Below are 21,088 nucleotides of genomic sequence, written 5' to 3' on the forward strand. Positions count from 1 at the left end.
GCGCCGCCCCATGCTACAGAAAGCCCGTTACCAGCCGCAAAAAACGATGGCTCGGGCTTTATTGCAAAGTATGTTGCGCGAGAAACTCCTGCGGCACCAAACCCGCTCGACTAACCAGTCGGTTGAGCTCGGCACGCGGCAAGCGGATTGCCAGCAGAGTATCGCCCACTTCGTTGTGCTGCTCGTCCTGCACTGCATTCAACTCGAAGAACTGCGCTCGCAAGCGCCCCAGCCGCTGCGGCAGACGTAAAGTACCCACAAATAGATCTTCACCGAGCAACTCGGCGATTGCCTGACGCAGCAGGTCAAGGCCCTTGCCATCACGCGCCGATAGCCAGACACGCTCAGGCTTGCCATCACCGTCGCGCTGAATCTGCGGCTCGACGCCTTCCAGCATGTCGATCTTGTTGTAGACCTCAAGCATCGGCAGCTCATTGGCACCGATTTCGCCAAGTACCGCCATGACCTGCTCCATCTGCTGCTCACGCTCGGGCTCGTGGGCGTCGATGACATGCAACAGCAAATCGGAGTTGCTGGACTCTTCCAGCGTGGCGCGGAAGGCCTCGACCAGCTTGTGCGGCAGATGGCGAATGAACCCCACGGTGTCGGCCAGCACCACCGGCCCCAGGTCGTCCAATTCGAGCCGGCGCAGGGTCGGATCGAGCGTGGCGAACAATTGATCGGCCGCATACACCTCGGACGTGGTCAGGCTGTTGAACAGGGTCGACTTGCCGGCGTTGGTGTAACCGACCAGAGATACGGAGGGTACATCGGCACGCCGCCGACCACGCCGGGCCTGCTCACGCTGACTGCGTACCTTTTCCAGCTTCTGCTTGATCTGGCGAATACGCACTCGCAGCAGACGACGGTCGGTTTCCAGCTGGGTTTCACCCGGGCCGCGCAGGCCGATACCCCCCTTCTGCCGCTCTAGGTGGGTCCAGCCGCGCACCAGACGCGTACTCATATGGTCCAGCTGAGCCAGCTCGACCTGCAGTTTGCCCTCATGGGTACGGGCGCGCTGGGCGAAGATATCGAGAATCAGCCCTGTCCTATCAAGCACGCGACACTCAAACACACGCTCGAGGTTACGTTCCTGACTGGGCGTAAGGGTGTGATTGAAGATGACCAAATCGGCCTCTTCGACTTTTACCAGGTCGCGCAGCTCCTCGACCTTACCGCTGCCGATCAGGAACTTGGCGCTGGGCACGTGGCGCGATACGGTGACCAGCGCCACCATATCCGCACCCGCAGAGAGCGCCAGATCCTGAAACTCCTGCGGGTCTTCAGCCGCCTCGGGGTTACTGCCTTCCAGATGAACGAGAATGGCCCGCTCACCGCCGCCGTGGCGCTCAAAGAACAAGGCTGGCTCCTATCAAGCGTTGCCCGGCTCGACTTGCTCGCCTTCGCCCGCGCTGGGCAGACGCACCGGACGACTCGGCACAACGGTGGAAATGGCGTGCTTGTAGACCATCTGGCTGACAGTGTTCTTCAGCAAAATCACGAACTGGTCGAAGGATTCGATCTGACCTTGCAGCTTGATGCCGTTGACCAGATAGATGGAAACCGGTACGCGTTCCTTACGCAGGGTATTCAGGTAAGGGTCTTGTAGCGAATGCCCTTTTGACATGTGCCGCACTCCTTAAAGGGTCAAATGTAGTAACGCCAAGATGGCTTATGCCGTATAGGCCTCAAAAACCAAGGATAGACGGCGAATAAACAGGTCCCATCACAATATGGTGACCGAATGTAGGTATTTCAAGGCGCGAGCCAGATTGTCATTGGCCAGACTGTCCAGCCAGTGCAGGTTTTCCCACCCCCGCAACCAAGTGAACTGTCGTTTGGCCAGCTGACGAGTGGCAATAATGCCTCTTTCCGTCATGTCCTCGCGGGTTAGCTGCCCACCCAGGTAATCCCATACCTGGCGGTAGCCCACTGCGCGGATAGAAGGCAATCCAGCATGCAGGTCGCCCCGCATGCGCAACGCTTCGACCTCTTCGACAAAGCCCTGTTCCAGCATCAGATGAAAACGCAGCGCGATACGCTCGTGCAGCACCTTGCGCTCGACCGGAGCTATGGCGAATTGCGCCACAGTATAAGGCAAATGCGCCATACCAGGCGCCTGCGTAGCGCCATTTTGCCGCTGATGAAGCTCGGTCATACTAAGACCACTGACCCTATACACCTCAAGGGCACGAGTCAGGCGCTGCGGGTCATTCGGATGGATTCGTGCCGCCGACTGCGGATCGACCCGCGCCAGCTCACTATGCAACACCTCCCAGCCTTCGGCCGCAGCCCAGGCCTCCAGCTCAGCGCGCACGACTGGGTCGGCGCTGGGCATTTCAGCCAAGCCTTCCAGCAATGCTTTGTAATAAAGCATGGTGCCGCCAACCAGCAGCGGAATACGGCCTCGCGCAGTGATATCGGCCATGGCGGTCAGGGCATCGGTGCGGAACTCGGCCGCCGAGTAGCTTTCGGCAGGATCACAGATATCGACCAAACAGTGCGGGTAGCGTTCCAGCGTCGCCTTGTCGGGTTTGGCCGTGCCGATGTCCATACCCCGATAGATCAGTGCCGAATCGACGCTGATCAGCTCGCAAGGCAGCGCATCGGCCAGAGCCAGAGCCAAATCGGTCTTCCCGGCGGCGGTAGGCCCCATCAGGAAGATTGCAGGCGGCAGGTGCTTCGACATCTCAGGTAGCGCTCCAGGCGCAGTAAGTCCGGGCTCAGCGACCGCGTAGGAACAGCTTGTCGAGATCATCCATGCCCAGCTGCGTCCAGGTCGGACGCCCATGGTTGCACTGACCGCTGCGCTCGGTGTTTTCCATATCGCGCAGCAGTCCGTTCATCTCGGGAAGGGTCAGGCGCCGATTGGCCCGCACGGCGCCATGACAGGCCATGGTCGCCAGCAGCTCGTTCAGATGAGCCTGAATGCGGTCACTGGTACCGTATTCCAGCAGATCAGCCAGCACGTCCCGCACCAGCTGGGTAGCCTCGGCCTGTTTGAGCAGTGCCGGAATCTGCCGGATCGCCAAGCTTTCTTCGCCCAGGCGCTGCAACTCGAAGCCCAGGCGCTGGAACCACTGTGCATGCTCCTCGGCGCAATCGGCTTCGCGCTGACTCAGGGCAATCGATTCGGGCACCAGCAGGGGTTGGCCGCGCAGACCTTCGCTAGCCATTGCAGTTTTCAGGCGCTCATAGGTGATGCGCTCGTGCGCCGCATGCATGTCCACCAACACCATGCCCTGGGCATTTTCGGCAAGGATGTAGACGCCCTTGAGTTGGGCAAGGGCATAGCCCAGCGGCGGGATATCGCCCTGCGTCTGCGGCAGGGCTGCCGGGGCTGATTCTGGGAGCGGGGCGAAATACTCACGGTAAGCACCCTGAGCCTCGGCCTGCGGCATCGCGCCTTGCGGGCGCGGCGCCTGGTAACCGGCACCAGCAGAGCGCCACACGGAGTCCGGCTGAGCCTGGGGCTGCTCCAGCACCCGGGCAGCAGAGAGCCCCATTTCACCCTGCGGACCGAACTCCCCGGCAGCCAGGCCGGAGGGACGCACGATCTGCCCCACCGCGGCAGGCGCGGCCAACTGATCTTCCGGGCGCACATCACCCAACGCGCGATGCAGGGTGCCATAGAGGAAGTCATGCACCATGCGACTGTCGCGGAAACGCACCTCGTGCTTGGTCGGGTGCACATTGACGTCCACCACCGCGGGGTCGATTTCCAGGAACAGTACGAAGGTGGGATGACGACCGTTGAACAGCACGTCGCGATAAGCCTGGCGCACCGCATGGGCGACTAGCTTGTCGCGCACCATGCGGCCGTTCACGTAGAAATACTGCAGGTCAGCCTGGCTGCGGGAAAACGTCGGCAGGCCAACCCAGCCCCACAGATGCAGGCCATTGCGCTCCACTTCGATGGGCAGGGCCTGCTCGAGAAAGGCCGAACCACAGACGCTGGCCACCCGCCGGGCGCGACCGATATCGTCATTGGCCTCATGCAGGGCGAACACCGTTTTGCCGTTGTGGCGCAGATGGAAAGCCACATCGAAGCGCGCCAGGGCGAGCTTCTTGATGACATCCTGCAGGTGATCGAATTCGGTCTTCTCCGCACGCAGGAACTTGCGCCGCGCCGGAGTATTGAAGAACAGGTCGCGCACTTCCACCGAGGTGCCGACCGGATGCGCGGCGGGCTGCACTCGCGCGGCCATGTCGCGACCTTCGGTTTCCACCTGCCAGGCCTGCTCGGCATCGGCCGTGCGCGAAGTCATGGTCAGCCGTGCCACGGAGCTGATCGAAGCCAGCGCCTCGCCACGAAAACCCAGACTGGCCACCGCCTCCAGGTCTTCCAGCTCACGAATCTTGCTCGTGGCATGGCGCGCCAGGGCCAGCGGCAGGTCGTCGGCCGGAATGCCACTACCATCATCGCGAATGCGCAGCAGCTTGATGCCGCCCTGCTCGACTTCCACATCGATGCGTTTGGCACCCGCATCCAGGCTGTTTTCCAGCAGCTCCTTGGCGACCGACGCGGGCCGCTCGACCACCTCGCCGGCGGCAATCTGGTTCGCCAGCCGCGGGCTCAACAGCTGGATACGACGCGCCTCGCTCATGGCTGGCCTGCCAGCGCCGTCGCCGGAATCTGCAGAGTCTGGCCGACCTTGATCACGTCAGTCTTCAGCGAATTGGCACTGCGCAGAGAGGCCAGGCTGATCTGGTAGCGCTGAGCAATCAGCGCCAGGCTCTCACCGGAGCTGACCACATGCTCGCGCGGCCCGCTGGGCAGCTTGCCCTGGTCGCGCAGCGCAGCGATGTAGGTGCCCGGTGGTGGGTTCTGCTGGAAGAACTGGCGCACACCGCTGGTAATCGAACGCGCCAAGGCCTGCTGATGGCTGGTGGTGGAAAGTTTCTTGGCTTCATTGGGGTTGGAGATGAAACCGGTCTCCACCAGGATAGAGGGAATGTCGGGTGATTTGAGCACCATGAACCCAGCCTGTTCGACCCGACGCTTGTGCAGCGGAGTGATGCTACCCATGTTGCTCAGGACTTTCTGCCCGACGTTCAGGCTGGACGACAACGAAGCGGTCATCGACAGGTCGAGCAGCACACCGGCCAGCATGCGGTCCTTGTCATCCAGGCTGACGTTGCCAGCCCCGCCGATCAAGTCGGACTGATTTTCGGCATCGGCCAGCCAGCGCGCGGTCTCCGAGGTCGCACCACGCTCGGACAGGGCATAGACGGAAGCACCGAAGGCTGCTGCACGCGGCGCGGCATCGGCGTGGATGGAGACAAACAGATCGGCGCCCTTCTTGCGGGCGATCTCGGTACGCTTACGCAGCGGAATAAAGTAGTCGCCGGTACGCACCAGCTCGCCACGGAAGCCCTTCTCGGCATTGATCTGCCGCTGCAGCTCCTTGGAAATCGCCAGCGTAACGTTCTTCTCGTAGAGCTTGCGACCAGGACCAAGAGCACCTGGATCCTCGCCACCATGCCCGGCATCGATAGCGATTACGATATCGCGCTGCCCACCCGGCACCGGCGGCAGCTTGGTCGGCGTGCTACCGGGCACTACGGAGGCCTGAACCGGACGACTGACAGGTGGTGCAGTCGATGCTACCTGCGGCACGCTTGGCGCCGCATCCCGATCAAACAGGTCAACGACCAAACGATGGCCGTATTGCTGATTGGGCGCCAGGCTGAAGCTTTTGGGCGTAACCTCGGCAGACAGGTCCAGCACCAGACGCAGATCATCGGCCGAGCGCTGGGCGGAACGGATACCCGTGATGGGGGTGTTGCTCAGGGACAACTGATCGAGTTTGGCAGCCAACTGGGCGCCGTTGACATCGATCACGATGCGATTGGGAGCCGCCAGAGTGAACACGCTGTGCTGCACGGGGCCGGACAGGTCGAACACCAGACGGGTGTTATCCGGCGCTCGCCAGAGGCGCACACTACGGACTTCCGAGGCGGCCAGCACATCGGCCGCAACGACCGTCAGCATCAATCCCAGCCCACCCAACAGCGCCCGCATGCGCATAGCCTTCCCCATTTTTATATACAGACTCTTATAAGGCAGCACACCACGCCTCGGCCCGCGCGCTGTGTGGCTGCAGGTGCAGCGACCGGCCGACTCCTTGCGGGCTAATGGTAATGTCCATGTCTGCCTTTGGCAAAACGCCGGCGCCGCGCTGCGGCCACTCGATCAGGCACAGGGCATCGCCTTCGAAATAGTCGCGGATGCCGAGAAACTCCAGCTCCTCGGGGTCGACCAGTCGATACAGGTCGAAGTGATAGGCGCGCAGCTCGCCCAGCTCGTAGGGTTCGACCAGGGTAAAGGTCGGGCTCTTCACCGCGCCCTGATGGCCCAGGCCACGCAGCAGGCCGCGTGACAGCGTGGTCTTGCCGGCGCCCAGGTCGCCATGCAGATAGATGATGCCGCGACCGCCGGTCGCCTGGGCCAGGCGCGCGCCCAGCGCAAGCATGGCGTCTTCGCCTTCGGCATAGAGAGTCACTGCAGGCACGGGGCATGCTCCTGTAACAACTGACGGATGGTAGGAATCAAATCGCTGGCCGCCAGCCCACGGCCCAGCTCGCCGAGTTGCTGCCCGGCACTGGCGTGCAGCCAGACGCCCAGGCAAGCAGCTTCGAAGGCCTCCAGCCCCTGACCACGCAGCGCACCGATCAAACCGGCCAGCACGTCACCCAGGCCGGCTGTAGCCATGGCCGGATGTCCTTGATCGCACAGGCGCAAATGCCCATCGGCCGAAACGACCAGGCTGCCGGCGCCCTTGAGCACCACCACTGCCTGGTACTTTTGCGCCAGCGCCAGGGCCGCGGCAGGGCGATCGGCCTGCACCTCGGCTGTACTGCGGCCGAGCAGGCGCGCGGCTTCGCCCGGGTGCGGAGTCAGTACGCAATCCGCAGGAAGCTCGATCTGGCCCGCAGCCAGCAGATTGAGAGCATCGGCATCCCAGACCTGCGCACAGGCGCTGGCTGCCGCCACACTGATCAGACTGCGCCCCCAGGGCTGCAGCCCCAGGCCAGGACCGACCACCAGCACATCGGCGCGCTGGCACAGCGTCGGCAACTGATAGGTGGACTCGCAGGCCACGCACATCACTTCCGGCAGGCGCGCCAGGCTGGCGGCCACATGCTCCGGGCGGGTAGCCAGCGAAACCAGCCCAGCCCCTGCGCGCAACGCGCTTTCAGCCGCCAGCAGCGCAGCGCCACCGAAGCCACGGTCGCCACCGATCACCAGCACATGACCAAAACTGCCCTTGTGCGCACTGCGTGCACGCGGCGCAAGGCGCGGCAAGGCCGCATCCGCAAGGCGTAGCGCGCTGAACGCCTGCTGCGCGACGATGCTCGGCCCGGCCTGCAAATCATCGAACACCAAATCGCCGACCCAGTCCGCGGCAACGCCGGTGAACAGACCAACCTTCAGACCGATGAAACTGACGGTGAGATCGGCGCGCACCGCCAAATCAGCCACATGACCGGTATTGGCACAGAGCCCGGAAGGGATATCCACCGCCAGCACCGGCAACCCGGAGGCATTGATCGCCTCAACGGCAGTGGCATAGGCCGGGCGCAGCTCGCCCTGAAACCCCGCACCGAGTAGGGCATCGACCAGCACGCCACGCAACTCGGCGCCGTCATGCCAGGCCTCCACCCTCACGCCCGCAGCCAACGCCGCAGCATGGGCTGTAGCCGCATCCCCCCGCAGCTGATCCGGCGCGCCCAGCGCCAGCACGCTGACGGCCCACCCGGCCTTGCGTGCCAGTTCGGCCACCAGATAGCCGTCACCAGCGTTGTTGCCAGAGCCGGCCAGCACGGTAATCTCGCCCGCCTGTGGCCAGCGTCGGCGCAAGGCACGCCAGGTGGCATGGGCGGCACGCTGCATCAACTCGAAGCCCGGCGTGCCGGCGGCAATCAGCCGCACATCCAGCTCACGCACTTGGGCGGCGCTGTACAAAGGCAGAGGTAGAAGAGTGTCGTCGGCAGGCATGTTCGGCGCTTCTGGGCGAGGTCTGGCAGAATTATACCCATCTCCCTTGCCCTGCCGCCCTGTCATGTCCAGCTCCCCACCCGATCTCGCGCATCTCGCCCAAGCCATCAAGGACTGGGGCCGCGAGCTGGGCTTTCAGCAGGTCGGCATCACCGACGTCGAACTGGGCGAACACGAGCAGCACCTGCAGCGCTGGCTGGATGCCGGCTACCAGGGCGAGATGGACTACATGGCCGCCCACGGCAGCAAGCGCTCACACCCCGACGAACTGGTGCCCGGCACCCTGCGCGTGGTCTCGCTGCGCATGGACTACCTGCCTGGCGACACCCAGATGGCCGAACGCCTGGCCCAGCCCGAGCAAGCCTACGTGTCGCGCTACGCCCTGGGGCGCGACTACCACAAGCTGATCCGCAAGCGCCTGCAACAACTGGCTGAACGCATCCAGGCCGCCATCGGCCCGTTCGGCTATCGCGCCTTCGTCGACAGTGCCCCGGTGCTGGAAAAGGCTATCGCCGAGAAAGCCGGCCTGGGCTGGATCGGCAAGAACACCCTGGTACTCAACCGCAAGGCCGGCAGCTGGTTCTTCCTCGGCGAGCTGTTCGTCGACCTGCCACTGCCAGTCGACGCCCCCCACGGCAGCGAGCACTGTGGGCGCTGCAGCGCCTGTCTGGACATCTGCCCGACCCAGGCCTTTGTCGGCCCCCATGTGCTGGATGCGCGGCGCTGCATTTCCTACCTGACCATCGAGCTCAAAGGTGCGATCCCCGTCGAGCTGCGCAGCCTGATCGGCAACCGCGTGTTCGGCTGCGACGACTGCCAGATCGTCTGCCCGTGGAACCGCTTCGCCCGCCCCACCGAACAGGGGGACTTCCAGCCGCGCCACGGCCTGGACAATAGCAGCCTGGCCGAGCTGTTCCTGTGGACGGAAGCGGAGTTTCTCAGCCGCACCGAAGGCTCGCCGTTACGCCGCACAGGCTACGAAAACTGGCTGCGCAACCTGGCCGTGGGTCTGGGCAACGCACCCTCGACCATTCCCGTGCTGCAGGCGCTGCAGGCACGCCGCGAGCACCCTTCTCCCCTGGTGCGCGAACATGTCGAATGGGCCTTGCAGCGCCACGCCCAGGCATGAAAAAGCCCGCAGCAGCGGGCTTTTTCACAAGACTCAGACTTTGAGAAAGTGCTCACGATAGTGCTTGAGTTCGGCAATGGACTCACGGATATCGTCCAGTGCCTGATGGGTGCCCTGCTTCTGGAACGAGTCCTTGACCTGTGGCGCCCACATGCCCGCGAGAATCTTCAGGGTAGAGACGTCCAGATAGCGGTAGTGGAAATAGGCTTCCAGGGCCGGCATGTATTTGTAGAGGAAGCGCCGATCCTGGCCAATGCTGTTACCACAGATCGGCGACTTGCCGATTGGCACCCACTGCTGCAGGAAGGCAATGGTCTGCGCCTCAGCCTCGGCGGTATCGATCTTGCTCTCGCGTACCCGCTGGGTCAGGCCGCTGTCGCCGTGGGTGCGGGTGTTCCACTCGTCCATAGCAGCCAGCTTGGCATCGCTCTGGTGCACGGCGATCACCGGGCCTTCGGCGAGGATATTCAGGTCAGGGTCGGTAACGATGGTGGCGATCTCGATGATCACGTCCTGCTCCGGCTCAAGACCGGTCATTTCCAGGTCGATCCAGATCAGGTTGTTGGCGCTCTGCGGCATAAGGGTTACTCCTGTGCGAATGGCAGCAGTTTAGCCGTTCACAGACGCCACAGCAGCAGACGCGAGTTGCGCCAGTCGTTCAGCTCGACAACTTCCTGCGCCGGCACGCCCGGCACCTCGAAGCTGTTGCTGATCAGCAGACTGCCGGGGCGCATCTCGCGCCGTGCCTTGGCCCACAGCTCGGCCATGGGGGCCGGCGACAGGAAACAGTAGACCGCGTCGTAAGCAGCCAGATCCTCGCGCCACAGGCTGCGGTAATGGACCCGGCAATGGCGATAGGGCAGGCAGCGCAGCCAGGCCAGGGCAAACACCAGGGGCGCAGTCTCTACCCCGACCAGTCGCGCCGCCGGATAGTCGCGCGCCAGTTGCACCAGCGTGCTGGCCAGGCCGCAGCCCAGGTCGACAAAAGCAAAGCCCTCGGGCAGGCGGGACAGGCGCTGACTGAGCAACTGCCGCGTACGAGCCCCACTGAGATACAGCGGCACCCGCTCGCGAAAGCTGTTCCAGTTGAGCAACAGCAACAGCAAAAAAGCCACCAGAAACCACCAACCCGGCCACTGGCGCGCCTGTAAAGCCAGCAACGCCGGCAAAAAAAACAGGTTGAGCACCAGCCACCAGCGCCGCAATCCGAGCCACTGACCCAACATTGCCGCCAGCAGCCCCTGTGCCAGCGCCGCCTGCATCAGACTGGGTCGCCAGGCGCCCAGCTGCGCCAACGCCCACAGCAACAGGGCAATGGATAACAGCGCCATGAGTTGGGCCAACAAGGCCAGCAGTGCCGGGTAACGGCTGCGTAGAGGTTCGAACATGCCGTCGTTTTACCAGCAGGCAAGCGCCAGGGCCATATGGCGCCCGTGCTAAACTCGCCGCCGTTTTCTCCCTGCGGAATCATCATGGCCAAACGCCAACTCACCCGTCGCCAAAGCTGGCGCATCGACAAGGTTCAGGAAGAGCGCGCCGCCCGTGCCGCCAAGCGCGAGTCACGCATGCTCGAAGAGCTGGAAGGCGGCGACCTCGGCCCGGAGCAGACCGGCCTGGTCATCGCCCACTTCGGCGTACAGGTCGAGGTCGAGGCCCTGGAAGGCGAGCTGAGCGGCCAGGTGCAACGCTGCCATCTGCGCGCCAACCTGCCGGCGCTGGTCACCGGCGACCGCGTGGTGTGGCGCCCCGGTCATCAGGGCAACGGCGTGATTGTCGCCCAACTGCCGAGAACCTCCGAGCTGTGCCGCCCGGACATGCGTGGCCAACTCAAGCCGGTGGCCGGCAACGTCGACCTGATCGTGATTGTCTTCGCCCCCCTGCCGCACGCCCACGCCAATCTGATCGACCGCTACCTGGTCGCCGCCGAACATGCAGGCATCCGCCCACTGCTGCTGCTCAACAAGGCCGACCTGATCGACGACGAAAACGCCGCGCACCTCAACGGCCTGCTCACCACCTATCGCCAACTAGGTTACGAACTGCTGGAAGTCTCGGCGCGCGAAGGTGGCGGAATGGAAGAGCTGAAGGTTCGCCTGGACGGCCACGTCAGCGTCTTCGTCGGCCAGTCAGGTGTCGGCAAGTCCTCGCTGGTCAACAGCCTGCTGCCGGGCGTGGACACCCGCGTCGGTGCGCTGTCGGAAGTCACCGGCAAGGGCACCCACACCACCACCACGGCGCGCCTGTTCCACTTCCCGGGCGGCGGCGAGCTGATCGACTCCCCCGGTATCCGCGAATTTGGTCTGGCCCACGTCAGCCGCGACGACGTGGAAGCCGGCTTCATCGAATTCCGCGACCTGCTCGGCACCTGTCGCTTCCGCGACTGCAAGCACGACCGTGAGCCAGGCTGCGCCCTGCTTAAAGCCCTGGAGGATGGGCGTATCCAGCCGCAGCGCATGGCCAGCTACCGCCATATCCTGAGTGGTATCAGCCAAGACGAGTACTAAGTAAAAAAGCCGCGATCATCGCGGCTTTTTACTCACTCCTGAGGTTCATCGAACTGCAGGGCACCCTCTTCGAAGATGTTCAATCGCTGTCGCAACTCAGGCGCCTGCACGGGCGCCCCAGGCGCGACAGGTGGAGTTGAAGACGCCTCAGTGGGCACCTCAGGCTCCACAGCACCACCGTCCTGCTCGCCCTCGATGGCACGCTGGGCCCTCTTGGTGAGCACGATGATGTCGATGCGACGATTCACCGGGTTGAACGGGTCATTGCGATCAAACAGCGCTGATGAGGCATAGCCAACGACACGCGCCACGTTATCGTCCGGATAGCCACCCGCCACCAGTGTGCGCCGCGCGGCGTTGGCACGGTTGGCCGACAACTCCCAGTTGCCAAACTCGCCGGTGCCGGCAAAGGGCTTGGCATCGGTATGGCCGCTGACGCTGATCTTGTTCGGCACTTCCTTGATGGTTTCGGCGAGGATCAACAGGATGTCCTCGAAATAGGGCTGCAACCGCGCACTGCCGATGTCGAACATGGGCCGGTTCTCGGCATCCATGATCTGGATGCGCAGACCGTCCTGGGTGATCTCGAAGAGGATCTGATCCTTGAACTTTTGCAGCTGCGGGTTCTCATCGACCTTGGTCTGCAGCTCCTGCAACAGGAGCTCCAGGCGCTCACGCTCGATCTGCTCGGCCAGGCTTTCGGCCTGCTCCTTATTGACCGAGGCCTCCTGATCAGACTCGGCGTCGACCGCTGACTCGGCAGCGTCCGGGGCATCCTTCATCTCGGGATTGAGGGTTCGATCCGGCGCCGGTGTTGGCGTGCCTCCCAGATCGATGACGTAGGGGCTGGCGCTCTCGGTGAAGCCGATCGGGTCCTGAAAGTAGCCGGAAATTGCCTTCTTCTGCTCCGGCGTGGCCGAGGACATCAGCCACATCACCAGGAAGAAAGCCATCATGGCGGTGGCAAAGTCGGCGAAGGCGATCTTCCAGGCACCACCATGGTGGCCGCCGGCAACTTTCTTGACCCGTTTGACCAGTATCGGCTGATTGTTCTCCATGGCTCAGCCTTGATCAGTTGCCGCGCATGGCCTGCTCGAGCTCGCTGAAGCTCGGGCGGTGCGCAGGCAGAAGTACCTTACGACCAAACTCCACGGCCAGGGTCGGGGGCATGCCGGAAGCAGAGGCGACCAGCGTGGCCTTGATCGCTTCGTAAAGATTCAGCTCCTCCTTGGCATCGTGCTCCAGGGCGCCGGCCAGCGGGGCGAAGAAGCCGTAGGAAGCGAGAATACCGAGGAAGGTGCCGACCAGCGCGGTACCGACCTTCTCACCGATCTGCGCGTTGCTCGCGCTGGCGAGGATCGACATGGTGATCACGATACCCAATACAGCAGCAACGATACCCATCGCCGGCATGCCATCGGCGACCTTGGCGACGGCATGGGACGGGTGCTCCAGTTCTTCCTTCAGGCTGGCGATTTCCATGTCGAACAGGTTTTCCAGCTCGTGCGGCGCCATGTTGCCACTGGACATGATGCGCAGGTAATCGCAGATGAACTCGGTCATCCGCGCATCCTTGAGGATCCCCGGATACTTGCTGAAGATCGGACTGGCATTGGGATCCTCAACATCCGCCTCGATGGCCATCATGCCTTCGCGACGACTCTTGTTGAGGATCTCGTAGAGCAGCTTCAGCACTTCCAGATAAAACGCATGGGTAAAACGACTGCTGAACATCGCCAGCGACTTCTTGAAAACCGTCATGAAGGCGCTGGAAGGGTTGGCCTGCAGGAAAGCACCTAATGCAGCGCCGCCGATGATCAGCACTTCGAAAGGATGCACCAGCGCCATGAACTTGCCGCCGGACAGAATGAAACCGCCGATTACGCAGCCGAAAACAACCAGGATGCCGATGATCTTGACCATGAGAAAAATATGCTTGCTGAGTCAGTCGAAAGGGTTATGCAAAACAACCCTTCTATTTATCGGAAGTATTGCGCCAGACTATAGGCAGTAAAGGCGAAAAGCCAGTTTGGCTCAACCTGCATGCCCATGAATCAAGCCTCTCCGCGCAGTCTCGACAGCTGGATCAAGCAGCTCGATGCCGTGCGCCTGCCCATCGCCCGCCAGCATCATGAAATGGCGCGCCGCACCCTGCTCGATGGACGCAAGTCGCTGCGCGAAATCGCCGACAGCATGCAGGCCAGCCCGGCCATAGCCCTGACCATTCTGCGCGAAGCCAACCGCAACGCCGGCAGTTTTGGTGAGCCGGCGGAAAGCCTGGAGATGGCCCTCAATCGCCTGGGTCTGAAACGCGCGGAAACGCTGCTTGAACAGATGCCGGTGCAGGAAGAAGCCGAGATCCCACTGGCCCTGCGCCAGCTGCAGCTGATCAGCCTGCACGCCTCACAGCAGGCCAATGGTCTGTTTGCCGGTCGGCTGGCACGTCTGTGGCAGGAAATACACTGGGGCAGCCTGCTGTTTCTGGCACCGCTATGGCCCCTGGTGGCCCACCAGCCGGCACTGTTCGAAGCCTGGGAAAGACGTGTACTTGGCCAGGGCGAGCCCGCTGCCAAAGTCGAGCGTGAACTGCTCGGCACACCTCTGCTACCGCTGTGCCTGGCCCTGGCCCGGCACTGGCGACTGCCGGAATGGATCTGCCAGGGCTACCGCCTGCTGGTGGAAGACCGGCGCCTGCTGGTCAAGGCGCTGCACATCGCCCATGACAATGAACATCCGCTGCACCAGCAACAGCTGCTCGATGCCGACCCTGCACTGCGACGCTGGCTGACCCTGCCGGGCAACTGCGTGCTGCTGGCCAACGGCCTGGCCCTGTCCAGCCATCATAACTGGAGCTGCCAGCACCACCTGCGCTGGCAGCGCCTGACGGGTCTGTACCTGCAAACCGCGGTAAACGAACTACAGCAACTGATCCACCAGCAAGCCGTGCTGAGCGCGCGCCATCACACCGGCAAGGGCCTCTGGCACCCGACCGAAGCCCTGCTCTGGCCTTGGGACAGCTGCCGCCTGAAAGCACTCCAGCCGCCCGCCGCCCCGCCGCCCCGCGACACGCTGAGCCAATGGAAACAGCACTGCACGCGCCTGCTGGCGCAGCCCAGCGCCTTTGCCAACGTGCTGCAGCTGACCGACTGCGCCGCCGAGGCCCTGTACAGCGGCGGTATGCAGCGGGTGTTGATCCTGCTGGCCGACCGCCAACACAGTCGCCTGCACGCTCAGCAAGCCTTGGGGCTGCAGGACGCCGCCAAGCAACTGCGCCTGGATCCAGCACAAAGCCAGGTGCTGCGTAAGCTCTTGGCCGAACCTGGGCAACTGCGCCTGAGCCCGGCCAATATGGCGCAGGTATCCGCCCTGCTGCCCGGCACGCTCAAGGCCCTGTTCAACAGCGAGCACCTGCTGCTGCGCTCGATAGCCCATAACGGCCGGGTGGCGATGATGCTGATCGTCGACCAGGGCGGCGGCGAATTCGGCGCCACTCAGCTGCAGGTATTCGGCAAGACCGTGCAGTGCATCGAGCGCGCCCTAAGTACGTTCGCTCGCCGTAGCGGTTGAACCGTCGTAACGTTTCCGCCGCCCGGGGCCGTCAGCTTTCGCTACAATCCGCCCTTCCCCTCACGCCACGGAGCCCTTTATGTCCGCCTTCTCCGGCCTGCCGCTAGTGATCGAGCCCGTCGACCTGGCCAGTCGCCTGCAGGCCCCCGAGCTGATTTTGCTCGACCTGAGCGGTGCCGCACGCTACGCCGAGGGGCATATTCCCGGCGCACGCTGGGTCGACAGCAAGCGCACGCAGCTGGGCCAGCCGCCGGCACCTGGGCTGCTGCCGGAGCGTGCTCAGCTGGAAGCGCTATTCGGCGAACTCGGCCATCGAGCGGATGCCGTCTATGTGGTGTACGACGACGAAGGGGGCGGCTGGGCGGGTCGTTTCATCTGGCTGCTCGACGTGATCGGCCACAGCCACTATCACTTCCTCAACGGTGGCCTGCAGGCCTGGATGAGCGAAGGCCGCGAGTTGAGCCAGGCCGTACCGCCTAGCGCAGCCAGCCAGACCAGCCTGACGCTGCACGACGAACCTACCGCCAGCCGCGACTACCTGCAAAGCCGCTTGGGCGCGACCGACCTGGCCATCTGGGATGCTCGCAGCCCAGCCGAGTTCAGCGGCGAGAAGGTACTGGCCGCACGCGGCGGCCATGTGCCGGGCGCGGTCAACTTCGAGTGGACTGCCGGCATGGACACCCAGCACGGGCTGCGCATCCGCAGCGACATGGCCGAGGTATTGGAAAAACTCGGCATCACCAAGGACAAGGAAGTGATCACCCATTGCCAGACTCATCGCCGCTCCGGCTTCACCTATGTGGTGGCCAAGGCGCTGGGCTATCCGCGGGTCAGGGCCTATGCCGGTTCCTGGTCCGAATGGGGCAACCTGCCCGACACCCCGATCGAACACTGATTTCAAGGAAATGCGATGAAAGAGCGCCTATTTATCCTCAGCCAGTACCTGCTGCCGCACCACCTGCTGTCACGCCTGATCGGCTGCGCCGCCGAGTGCCGTGCCAGCTGGTTCAAGGACCGCCTGATTGGCTGGTTCGCCAAACAGTATCAGGTCAACATGGCCGAGGCCGAGGTCGAGAACCTGGCCGCCTACGAGCACTTCAACGCCTTCTTCACGCGCGCCCTGAAAGAAGGTGCGCGCCCGCTGGACGAGACGCCCGGCGCCATTCTCTGCCCGGCCGACGGAGCCGTCAGCCAGCTCGGCCCTATCGAGCAGGGCCGCTGCTTCCAGGCCAAGGGCCACAGCTTTAGCGTGCTGGAACTGCTCGGCGGCGACGCCGAACGTGCCAAACCCTTCATGGGCGGCGACTTCGCCACCGTCTACCTGTCGCCCAAGGACTACCACCGCGTGCACATGCCGCTGGCCGGCACCCTGCGCGAGATGGTGTATGTGCCGGGCCGCCTGTTCTCGGTCAACCAGACGACCGCCGAGAACGTACCTGAGCTGTTCGCCCGCAACGAGCGCGTCGTCTGCCTGTTCGATACCGAGCGCGGCCCTATGGCCGTGGTACTGGTCGGCGCCATGATCGTCGCCAGCATCGAAACGGTCTGGGCAGGCCTGGTCACCCCACCCAAGCGCGAGCTGAAGACCACTCGTTACGACGCAGCAGCCCGCACCGCCATCGAACTGGCAAAAGGCGGGGAACTGGGTCGCTTCAAGCTCGGCTCCACCGCCATCGTGCTATTCGGCCCGCAACAGGTGCAATGGGCCGAAGACCTTGCCGCTGGCAGCACCGTGCGCATGGGCCAAGCCCTGGCTGTACCTCGCAATGCCTGAGCTTAATCGCGCGATGGAACATCCATCGCGCCTTGCCTGTCGAAGCCTTACCCAATCTTGCTCGGTTAGGGCTTGCCTATGCTGCTAGAGTTCCTGCAAAGCTCGTCACCAGAAAGAGCTGCCTGACCCTTGGATATCTACTCCGGTATGGATAAGCAAAGCCCTCACCTGCTACTGCGTGTTTCCACTCCCGACAGACAGGGCCTGTCCTTCTGCGAAGCGACCCCGCGCGAGTTCAAACGCTGGATCGCCGATCTGCCCAAGGCCAATATCGGCGAAACAGCCCGACAGCTCTACCAGTGCCTAGTGGAGCTGAACCAGCTGGTCACCTCCAGCGAAAACCGCCTGCAACTGCTCGAACTGCTGCGCCCGGAGGTGTACTTCGTCTGCAGCCATCTGGAACGCCACTTTCTCAACCAGTCCATCGTCCTCGATGAACGCCCGCGCAAGGTCGCCAACCTGTGCCAGGCGCTGCAGAATCACCTGGCCATTGGCTACAAGCTGATCGTTACCCGGGTAATGCCGCGTTTCAGCAAGGACAATGCTCCGGTGCTGGCCATGGCCCTGCAGCGCGCCAGCCATAGCCTGTGCGGCCCACTAGTGCGGGCCAGTCAGCTCTATTGCCCGGTTCCGGAAGGTTTGTGGCTGGAGCTGCACCAGCTTTACCTGATGGCACGCAGGCATGGGCTGCAGCAACTACAGATCAGCGATGGCCTGACCCGTAATGGTCGCAGCCTGAGCATCGAGCAGGTGTACATCGGCGCACTGCTCCTGGGGTGCGCCCGCTGCAACCAGATGCGCCAAAGTAGCATCGCTCGCCTGGCCGAGGGCCTGGAAAGCTGGAGCAAGCTGGCCACACTGCAGGCGGCCGATGCCCCCGGAAGCCTGTTTGCCATCAGCCCACAACTGGATGGCCCGCCTCGCTACAAGTCACTGTTCGGCGAAGCTGAACTGCATAGCCTGCTGGGCCTCGATCCGACCCCGCTGGTCGATGCCATCAAAGAGTTCCTCCTGCTGCCCCCTGAGAGCACGGAAGCCAAACAGCTGCAGATACCAGAAGGGATGCCACTGGATCTGCTGCAGCACCTGAGCTCCGCCTGGGGCGACATTGCTGAACGTACCTTTCAGCGCAACCCCGGGCGCGGCAGCCTGTTCATCTGCATTGGCATGTCTGCCCTGCATTTCAACCTGGCCGGGCAACGCAGCTTCGCTGAAGTCCTGAAACGCCCCGAAGAAGAGCGCAGCGCCCGATTCAGTGTGAGTAACACCAGCGAGGCCACGGGCCCGGACATCTGGGCAGGCGCCTTCGATGCCCAGCGCGTCAGCAACTGGGAACCCGGCATGCCACTGGAGGAGATCCAGTACCGCTCCACCAAACCGGGCGAACAGCACGTAGTCGAAGAAATCGCCGAGAGCTATCCCAGTCATGAGCTACCCATCGTCAACCACAGTCCGGGCGGCTACTGCCTGAGCTGGCCACGGGAAGTTCCGGGCCAACTGCAAGCAGGAGAGCTACTGGGCATCCAGGACATGCCCGGGCAATCCTGGAGCGTGGCCGTGGTGCGCTGGATCCGCCAGGTACGGGGTGGCGGCACGCAGATGGGCATCGAACTGATCGCCCCGCACGCACAGCCCTGCGGCGTACAACTGGTGCGCAAGAGTGAGCAGAACAGCCAGTACCTGCGCGCTCTGCTGCTGCCGGAAATTCGCGTGGTATCGCGCCCAGCCACATTGATCACGCCACGCCTGCCCTTCCAGGAGAGCCACAAGGTGCTGATCAACCACAACGGCGAGGAAACCCGCGCCGTGCTCAGTCGCAAACAGAGCTCCACCGGTAGCTTCAGCCAGTTCGAATACCGTCCGCTAACCCAGACGGAACAGCCCGGAGGGACTTCTGTCACAGCCGTGAAAGAGCCCGGCAAGGCTGGGGACGAAGACTTTGACTCCCTCTGGAAGTCGCTGTAGATTGCCGAAATAGACGATTTGTCGCCTTTTTCGCCCGCTCTTCGGCGCACTCCAAGCAAACTCTCATGGCCATCGAAAAAAAAACCATACGGCTGCTGATACTTGAAGATTCGCAGAACGAGGCCGAGCGCCTGGTTAGCCTGTTCCGTAACGCCGGTCGCGCCACCCGTGTTCATCGCATCACCTCCAGCGACAACCTGAGCGAAGCCTTACAGCAAAGCTGGGATCTGTTGATCAGCGCGCCGAGCAGCGAGCAGATCGCCCCCAGCGAAGCCATCGGCATCATCCGCCGTCAGGCCAAGGACATTCCCGTCATCCAGCTCACAGATGGCAACGACTCCGACCTCATCACCGAAGCGCTGATGCTAGGCGCTCAGGATGCGCTGCCTCAGGGCGAAGATGAACGCCTGATTCTGGTGGCCAATCGTGAACTGGCCAACCTTGAACAGCGTCGTGCCCGCCGCGCGGCCGAGGTGGCCCTGCGCGAGGCTGAAAAACGCTGCCAGCTACTGCTGAACAGCTCGGTGGACGCCATCACCTACGTCCACGACGGTATGCATATTTATGCCAACCGTGCCTACCTCAAGCTGTTCGACTACGAGGATGCCGACGAGCTGGAAGGCATGCCGATGATCGACCTGATCGCTTCGGCTGATCAGAGCCGCTTCAAAGACTTCCTGAAGAACTACGCCAACGCAGAAGGTGACGCAGAACTGAGCTGTGGCGGAGTCAAGCCAAATGGCCAGCAGTTCCAGGCACGCATGAGCTTCTCGCCTGCCACCTATGACGGTGAACCCTGCATCCAGGTCGTTATCCGCGCCGAAAACGACAATGCCGAACTGGAAGAAAAGCTGCGCGAGATCAGCAGCCAGGATCTGGTCACCGGCCTGTTCAACCGTTCGCACTTCCTTGAACTGATGGATGGCGCCGCACAACGCGCGATCAACCACAACCAGATAGCCAGCCTCGCCTACATCCGCGTCGACCGCTTCAGCGAATCCGTTGGCGAGGTAGGCGTAGCAGGCATCGATATTCTTCTGACCGATCTGGCCAACCTGCTGCGCAGCCACTTTGGCAGCGACGTTCAGCTCGCGCGCTTCAGCGACGACGTCTTTACCGCTCTGATCAGCGGTAGCACACCGGAGCAATGCCAGGAACAGCTGTCCAGCCTGCTGAAAAAGGTCGAGGGACATCTGTTCGATGTCAGCGGCCGCACCGTGCAGACCACACTGTCGATCGGAGTCGCCGGCCTGAGCGAGCAGACCAGCAAAGCGCAGGAAGTGATCGAGAGAGCCCACCGCTGCGCCGACGAAATCAGCGACGGCAATGCCATCAAGACCTACAACCCGGCCGACGAACTGGCTGCCGCCGCCAACCGCGGCAATCTGGTCGCCATGGTGCAGCAGGCCCTGGAGAACAACAGCTTCCGCCTGTTGTTCCAGCCCATCATCAGCCTGCGCGGGGATAGCGACGAACATTACGAGGTGCTGCTGCGCCTACTCAGCCCTCAAGGCACTGAGGTGCCACCGACGGACTTCCTCGCCGCCGCACGCGATGCCGGCCTGGCCGAGAAGATCGACCGCTGGGTAATCCTCAACTCGATCAAGCTGCTGGCCGAACACCGTAGCAAGGGCCACAACACGCGCCTGTTCGTGCACCTGTCGAGCAGCAGCGTGCAGGATCAGACCCTACTGCCCTGGCTCAGCGTAGCGCTCAAGGCTGCCCGCCTGCCTTCTGACGCACTGGTGCTCCAACTCAGCGAGCAGGACGCCGTTGCCTACCTCAAGCAAGCCAAAGCACTCACCCAGGGGCTGGCGGAGCTGCACTGCAAGGTGGCGCTCGGCCAGTTCGGCTGCGCACTCAACCCGTTCAACACCCTCAAGCACCTGAACATCGACTTCGTGAAGGTCGACGGCTCGTTCTCCCAGGATCTTTCCAGTGCCGAGAACCAGGAGGCATTGAAGACGCTGCTGGCCAGCCTGCACGCCCAGGCCAAGCTGACCATCGTCCCCTTCGTCGAGACCGCCAGCGTGCTAGCGACCCTCTGGCAGGCCGGGGTCAACTATATTCAGGGGCACTACCTGCAGGGCCCGAGCCAGTCGATGGACTACGACTTCTCCGCCGGCGACGAATAAACCGCAAGAAAA

At 63.1% G+C, this 21,088-nt stretch carries 18 protein-coding genes; 7 read left to right on the forward strand and 11 right to left on the reverse strand.

The window, feature by feature from the left end:
* Nucleotides 1-58 precede the first annotated feature (58 nt).
* The 7 genes from hflX to P7A97_RS16175 form a co-directional block, all read right to left on the reverse strand.
* Entirely contained in the window at nt 59-1,360 is a 1,302-nt protein-coding gene (hflX, locus tag P7A97_RS16145) for a ribosome rescue GTPase HflX (protein WP_277691039.1), read from the reverse strand.
* Between the two features lie 12 nt (nt 1,361-1,372).
* Nucleotides 1,373-1,627, reverse strand: coding sequence for an RNA chaperone Hfq (hfq, locus tag P7A97_RS16150; protein WP_277691040.1), 255 nt, complete (start codon nt 1,625-1,627; stop codon nt 1,373-1,375).
* 99 nt (nt 1,628-1,726) lie between these two features.
* Nucleotides 1,727-2,689, reverse strand: coding sequence for a tRNA (adenosine(37)-N6)-dimethylallyltransferase MiaA (gene miaA / locus P7A97_RS16155; RefSeq protein WP_277691041.1), 963 nt, complete (start codon nt 2,687-2,689; stop codon nt 1,727-1,729).
* 34 nt (nt 2,690-2,723) lie between these two features.
* Complete coding sequence (gene mutL / locus P7A97_RS16160) at nt 2,724-4,607, reverse strand: DNA mismatch repair endonuclease MutL (protein ID WP_277691042.1); 1,884 nt, start codon at nt 4,605-4,607, stop codon at nt 2,724-2,726.
* Entirely contained in the window at nt 4,604-6,043 is a 1,440-nt protein-coding gene (locus P7A97_RS16165; protein ID WP_277691043.1) for an N-acetylmuramoyl-L-alanine amidase, read from the reverse strand. The genes mutL and P7A97_RS16165 overlap by 4 nt, the downstream gene beginning before the upstream one ends.
* A gap of 16 nt (nt 6,044-6,059) precedes the next feature.
* Nucleotides 6,060-6,476 (reverse strand): tRNA (adenosine(37)-N6)-threonylcarbamoyltransferase complex ATPase subunit type 1 TsaE, encoded by a 417-nt coding sequence (gene tsaE, locus P7A97_RS16170; protein ID WP_277691110.1) that lies wholly within the window; start codon nt 6,474-6,476, stop codon nt 6,060-6,062.
* Between the two features lie 26 nt (nt 6,477-6,502).
* Nucleotides 6,503-8,002 carry an NAD(P)H-hydrate dehydratase gene (locus P7A97_RS16175; RefSeq protein ID WP_277691044.1) on the reverse strand — a complete coding sequence of 500 codons (1,500 nt, stop codon included), beginning with the start codon at nt 8,000-8,002 and terminating at the stop codon, nt 6,503-6,505.
* 64 nt (nt 8,003-8,066) lie between these two features.
* Between P7A97_RS16175 and queG the strand changes: the two genes are divergently transcribed.
* Nucleotides 8,067-9,131 carry a tRNA epoxyqueuosine(34) reductase QueG gene (gene queG / locus P7A97_RS16180; RefSeq protein ID WP_277691046.1) on the forward strand — a complete coding sequence of 355 codons (1,065 nt, stop codon included), beginning with the start codon at nt 8,067-8,069 and terminating at the stop codon, nt 9,129-9,131.
* Nucleotides 9,132-9,164: 33 nt separating this feature from the next.
* On the opposite strand, the gene orn is transcribed toward queG, so the two are convergent.
* Both orn and P7A97_RS16190 read right to left on the reverse strand, forming a co-directional pair.
* Nucleotides 9,165-9,710: an oligoribonuclease gene (gene orn, locus P7A97_RS16185; RefSeq protein ID WP_277691047.1), complete on the reverse strand. Its 546-nt coding sequence runs from the start codon at nt 9,708-9,710 to the stop codon at nt 9,165-9,167.
* A 38-nt stretch (nt 9,711-9,748) separates the two neighbouring features.
* Nucleotides 9,749-10,519: a class I SAM-dependent methyltransferase gene (locus P7A97_RS16190; RefSeq protein WP_277691049.1), complete on the reverse strand. Its 771-nt coding sequence runs from the start codon at nt 10,517-10,519 to the stop codon at nt 9,749-9,751.
* A gap of 84 nt (nt 10,520-10,603) precedes the next feature.
* Here P7A97_RS16190 and rsgA point away from each other — a divergent pair, with 84 nt between their 5' ends.
* Nucleotides 10,604-11,635: a small ribosomal subunit biogenesis GTPase RsgA gene (rsgA, locus tag P7A97_RS16195; protein ID WP_277691050.1), complete on the forward strand. Its 1,032-nt coding sequence runs from the start codon at nt 10,604-10,606 to the stop codon at nt 11,633-11,635.
* Between the two features lie 32 nt (nt 11,636-11,667).
* Here the strand turns inward: rsgA and motB are convergent, their stop codons facing one another.
* Both motB and motA read right to left on the reverse strand, forming a co-directional pair.
* Complete coding sequence (gene motB / locus P7A97_RS16200) at nt 11,668-12,693, reverse strand: flagellar motor protein MotB (protein WP_277691052.1); 1,026 nt, start codon at nt 12,691-12,693, stop codon at nt 11,668-11,670.
* Nucleotides 12,694-12,706: 13 nt separating this feature from the next.
* A complete protein-coding gene (gene motA, locus P7A97_RS16205; protein WP_277691053.1) occupies nt 12,707-13,558 on the reverse strand; it encodes a flagellar motor stator protein MotA in 852 nt (283 codons plus the stop codon).
* A 120-nt stretch (nt 13,559-13,678) separates the two neighbouring features.
* Between motA and P7A97_RS16210 the strand changes: the two genes are divergently transcribed.
* The 5 genes from P7A97_RS16210 to P7A97_RS16230 all read left to right on the forward strand — a co-directional run bounded on the left by P7A97_RS16210 (nt 13,679) and on the right by P7A97_RS16230 (nt 21,076).
* Nucleotides 13,679-15,202 carry an HDOD domain-containing protein gene (locus tag P7A97_RS16210; protein WP_277691054.1) on the forward strand — a complete coding sequence of 508 codons (1,524 nt, stop codon included), beginning with the start codon at nt 13,679-13,681 and terminating at the stop codon, nt 15,200-15,202.
* Between the two features lie 79 nt (nt 15,203-15,281).
* Nucleotides 15,282-16,097: a rhodanese-like domain-containing protein gene (locus P7A97_RS16215; protein ID WP_277691055.1), complete on the forward strand. Its 816-nt coding sequence runs from the start codon at nt 15,282-15,284 to the stop codon at nt 16,095-16,097.
* Nucleotides 16,098-16,112: 15 nt separating this feature from the next.
* Nucleotides 16,113-16,976, forward strand: a complete 864-nt coding sequence (gene asd / locus P7A97_RS16220) for an archaetidylserine decarboxylase (protein ID WP_277691057.1) — start codon at nt 16,113-16,115, stop codon at nt 16,974-16,976.
* A 147-nt stretch (nt 16,977-17,123) separates the two neighbouring features.
* Nucleotides 17,124-18,941, forward strand: coding sequence for a molecular chaperone (locus P7A97_RS16225; protein WP_277691111.1), 1,818 nt, complete (start codon nt 17,124-17,126; stop codon nt 18,939-18,941).
* Nucleotides 18,942-19,006: 65 nt separating this feature from the next.
* A complete protein-coding gene (locus P7A97_RS16230; RefSeq protein WP_277691058.1) occupies nt 19,007-21,076 on the forward strand; it encodes an EAL domain-containing protein in 2,070 nt (689 codons plus the stop codon).
* The last annotated feature ends 12 nt before the right edge of the window (nt 21,077-21,088 follow it).

Origin of the sequence: Pseudomonas sp. GOM6, assembly GCF_029537485.1 — a bacterium.
Taxonomy (GTDB): Bacteria; Pseudomonadota; Gammaproteobacteria; order Pseudomonadales; family Pseudomonadaceae; genus Aquipseudomonas.